Below are 3,890 nucleotides of genomic sequence, written 5' to 3' on the forward strand. Positions count from 1 at the left end.
CCGCCCGCGTCCGAGGCGGGTGCGACGATGGGCGCACGCGGCGACGACGCAGAGGCACGACGACGAGGAGCACAGACGTGAATGGCGCCGATTCCCTCCTGGCCGCACTCGAGCACAACGGGGTCACCACCTGTTTCGCGAACCCCGGCACCTCGGAGATGCACTTCGTGGCCGCACTGGAGGGCGCCACGCGCATCCGCGGGGTCCTGGGCCTGTTCGAGGGGGCGGTGACAGGAGCCGCGGACGGCTATGCGCGCATGACGGACCAGCCGGCGGCCACGCTGCTGCACCTGGGCCCCGGGCTCGCCAACGGTCTGTCCAACCTGCACAACGCGGTGCGCGCGCACTCGCCGGTGGTGAACGTGATCGGTGACCACGCCAGCTACCACCGCGCTCTCGACGCGCCGCTCACCAGCGACATCGAAGGCACGGCCCGCCCGTTCTCCCACTGGGTCCGCACCTCCTCGGGAGAGCGGGCCCTGGCCTCGGACGTCGCGGACGCGGTCACCGTCGCCCGCCGGGGCCGGGTGGCCTCACTCATCCTGCCGGCGGATGCCGCGTGGAACGAAGTGCCGCGGGACGGCGTGCCGCCCACCGCGCTGGAGGCACCCCGGCCGCGGGTGGACGCGCTCGCCGCCGAGGCCGCCGCGCGGCACCTGCACGAGGCCGGTGAGCGCGGGGCGATCCTCCTGGGCGGACGCACCCCGCGGGCGGAGGCACTCGAGGCTGCGGCCCGGATCGCCGCGGCCACCGGCGCCTCACTCCTCACCGGCACCTTCGCTGCGCGCGTGTCCCGTGGCGCCGGGCGCTTCACGGCGCAGAAGGTGCCCTATGCCGTCGATGCCGCCCAGGAGTTCCTCTCGCGCTTCGACACCCTGGTGCTCGTGGGCGCGCAGCCGCCGGTCGCCTTCTTCGCCTATCCGACCAAGCGCAGCACACTCACCGCGCCCGGCACCCGGTTCATCGAGCTGTGCGGGGACACCACCCGCGCGCAGCTCCCCCTCGAGGCGGTCTGGGAGGCGCTGCCGGAGTCCGCACGCGCCGCCGCGCCCGCTGCCGCGCCGCTGGCCGTGCCGGGGGCGGCGGAGCTGCCCGCGGGCACCCTCACCCCGCAGAAGATCGCCGCGTTCCTCGCCCATGCGATCCCGGAGGACGCGGTGGTGGTCGATGAGTCCCTCACCACCGGATGGGCGTTCGACTCCGCCACCCGCGGGGCGCGGCCGCACGAATGGCTCAACCCCACGGGAGGGTCGATCGGATGGGCCCTGCCTGTGGCCACCGGCGCCGCGATCGCCTGCCCGGAGCGGAAGGTCATCGCCCTGGAGTCCGACGGCTCCGGCATGTACATGCCGCAGACGCTGTGGACCCAGGCGCGGGAGGGCACGGACGTCGTCACCCTCGTGTTCGCCAACCGGAGGTACCAGATACTGCGGAACGAGATGGCGAACGTGGGCGTGGAGCACGTGGGCGAGCGCGCCGGCCAGCTCCTCGACCTCGACCGGCCCACCCTGGACTGGGTGTCCGTGGCCCGCGGGTTCGGAGTGCCGGCGGAGCGGGCGGAGACCGTGGAGGAGCTCAGCGCAGCCTTCGCCCGGGCGCACGCCGCACAGGGCCCGGCGCTCGTCGAGGTGGTGCTGTGAGCACCTGCCGCCGCACGCCCGGAGGGGATGGCCGGCTCCTCGCAGGTCGCCGCGTCCTGCCCGCCTTCCCCGGTGGGAACCCGGCCTGAGGGGGCGGCCGCCTCAGCTGCGGAGAGACCCGATGGTGAAGCCCTCCGGCTTCACCCCGGCCCATGCCGGCGGCACGTCCGTGCCCGCCGCCTCGTCCGCCTCCGCCTGCGCCGCCGTGTCCTGTACGATGCCCGCGGCGTGGTGCACGGGGGCATAGATGGAGTAGAGCTTCAGCGGTTCGTCGCCGGTGTTGATGACGTCGTGCCAGGTGCCGGCGGGGACCTGGATGGACCAGCCGTCGCTCACCTCCTGCTCGAAGGTGATCTCCTCGGCCGTCGGCCCCATGATGCACCGGCCGGTGCCGCCTTCCACCCGGAGGAACTGGTCCGTGTCCGGGTGCACCTCGAAGCCCACCGTCTCCCCGACCGGGATCGACATGAGGGTGACCTGCAGGAAGCGGCCGGTCCAGGCGACGGTCCGGTAGGCCCCGTTCTCCAGGGTGGCCTGCTCGATGTCGAATGCCTGCGGTGCGGGTCCGATGTCCTCGAATGCCATTGCGCTCCGTCCTTCAGCTTCCACGGCATGCCCCGTGCACGCCGGCTCCCTCCCGAGCCTAGAGGCGCAGCGCCGCGCGCGCCACGGTGCTCCGCCTCGCCTCAGTGAGCGCAGGCTGTGCGCAGTGCGGACAGCCTCGGCGCACCGCCCGGAACTCTCAGAGGCGGGGAGAACGGGCTCCCGCGGCCGCCCCGGGGAAGCCGCAGCCCGCCAGGGGCCGCCCTGAGGAAGCTGCAGCCCGGCAGGGGCCTTGGGAGACTCCGCTCAGTGGAAGACTCCGGTGAAGGAGCCGAACGCCCGCGCCCGCCGGTCCACGAGGTGCTTGTCGTAGGCCGCCACGGTGAAGCTCTCCGGCAGCTCCTCACCCATCGAACCGGAGCGGAACACGTCCGCGGCCTCCGTGAAGTGGTCCACGGGACTGCGCTCCGTGATGGCGAGTTCCTCCGCGATCCACCGGTCCACCAGCAGACCGGTGAGCACACGGCCGTTGTCCAGCTGCACGCCCCGCCGGATCCACTGCCAGATCTGGGCACGGGAGATCTCCACACTGGAGACGTCCTCGACGAGGTGGTCCACTTTGAGGGCTCCCTGCCCGGACAGCCAGGCATTGAGGTACGCGAGGCCGGCCCGGATGTTGGTGCGCACACCCTCCTCGCTCACCCGCTTGCTGAGGTCCTCCGTCGTGGGCAGCCCCTCACGGGAGAGGAGGTCCTCCGCAGTGATGGCGCCGTTCTCGCCGGAGCCCGAGGTGGGAGGCACCCAGTCGATCTGGTTGTCGTCGTCGCCGAGGACCTCCTCGAAGGCCTCCCGCGCGACCGGGATGAGGGAGGGGTGCGCCACCCACGTGCCGTCGAATCCCTGCGCGGCCTCGTGCTGCTTGTCCTCGCGGACCCGCCGCTGGGCCTCGGCCGTCTTCTCCGGGTCCTCGCGGTCCGGGAACGCCGTCGCCATGCCGCCGAGCGCGTGGATCCCCCGGCGGTGGCAGACGTCGACGATCCGGGAGGTGTAGGCCTGCAGGAAGGGCAGGTCCATCGTGAGGACCTTGCGGTCGGGCAGGAGGAAGGTGGGGTCGTGGCGGAACGCCTTGATCATGGAGAAGATGTAGTCCCAGCGTCCGGCGTGCAGGCCCACGCAGTGATCGCGCAGCTCCCAGATGATCTCCTCCATCTCGATCGCCGCGCCCAGGGTCTCGATGAGCGCCGTGGTGCGGATGGAGCCGACCGGCAGCCCCTTGAGGCTCTGGCTGAGGAGGAACATGCGGTTCCACCAGCGGGCCTCGGCCGCGCTCTCCATCTTGGGGATGCAGAAGTACGCGCCGCGACCGCTCTCCACGAGGGCCTCCGCGTTGTGGAAGAAGTACAGGCCGAAGTCCACGATGGACGCCGAGGCCTGGGTCTCCGCGCCCTGTGCGTCCACGTAGCGGAGGTGGGCCTCCGGCAGGTGGAGGCCGCGGGGCCGGCGACGGGTGGATGCCCCAGCCAGGGTGGGACAGCAGCTACGACTGGACCGGCTTCATCCCGTTCGAGGAGCTCCCGGTGGCGTACAACCCGAGCTCCGGCTACATCGTCACCGCGAACACCGCGATCGTGACCGACGACTACGCCCACTTCCTCTCGCGCGACTGGGACTACGGCTACCGCGCGGCGCGCATCGCCGATCTGCTCG

At 72.2% G+C, this 3,890-nt stretch carries 4 protein-coding genes; 2 read left to right on the top strand and 2 right to left on the bottom strand.

Annotated elements, in window-relative coordinates; translation table 11 throughout:
* Window positions 1-77: 77 nt before the first annotated feature.
* On the top strand, window positions 78-1,640 hold the full coding sequence (locus Q0A33_RS07060; RefSeq protein ID WP_291794735.1) for an acetolactate synthase large subunit: 1,563 nt from the start codon (window positions 78-80) through the stop codon (window positions 1,638-1,640).
* A 102-nt stretch (window positions 1,641-1,742) separates the two neighbouring features.
* Here Q0A33_RS07060 and Q0A33_RS07065 read toward each other — a convergent pair whose 3' ends face one another.
* Together Q0A33_RS07065 and Q0A33_RS07070 are read right to left on the bottom strand one after the other, a co-directional pair.
* The gene (locus tag Q0A33_RS07065; RefSeq protein WP_291794736.1) at window positions 1,743-2,225 is read right to left on the bottom strand and encodes a cupin domain-containing protein; all 483 of its coding nucleotides are present in this window, start codon (window positions 2,223-2,225) and stop codon (window positions 1,743-1,745) included.
* A gap of 264 nt (window positions 2,226-2,489) precedes the next feature.
* Entirely contained in the window at window positions 2,490-3,641 is a 1,152-nt protein-coding gene (locus Q0A33_RS07070; protein ID WP_291794737.1) for a hypothetical protein, read from the bottom strand.
* On the opposite strand from Q0A33_RS07070, the gene Q0A33_RS07075 reads away from it, so the two are divergent.
* A partial coding sequence (locus Q0A33_RS07075) for a penicillin acylase family protein (protein ID WP_291794738.1) occupies window positions 3,632-3,890 on the top strand: 259 nt, incomplete at its 3' end. The two genes, Q0A33_RS07070 and Q0A33_RS07075, sit on opposite strands and share 10 nt — an antisense overlap.

The sequence above is a fragment of the Brevibacterium sp. genome, assembly GCF_022712115.1.
Lineage (GTDB): Bacteria > Actinomycetota > Actinomycetes > Actinomycetales > Brevibacteriaceae > Brevibacterium > Brevibacterium salitolerans.

Coding starts and splice junctions, on each gene's coding strand:
- Q0A33_RS07065 (WP_291794736.1), bottom strand. CDS start 2,225: ATGGCATTCGAGGACATCGGACCCGCACCGCAGGCATTCGACATCGAG.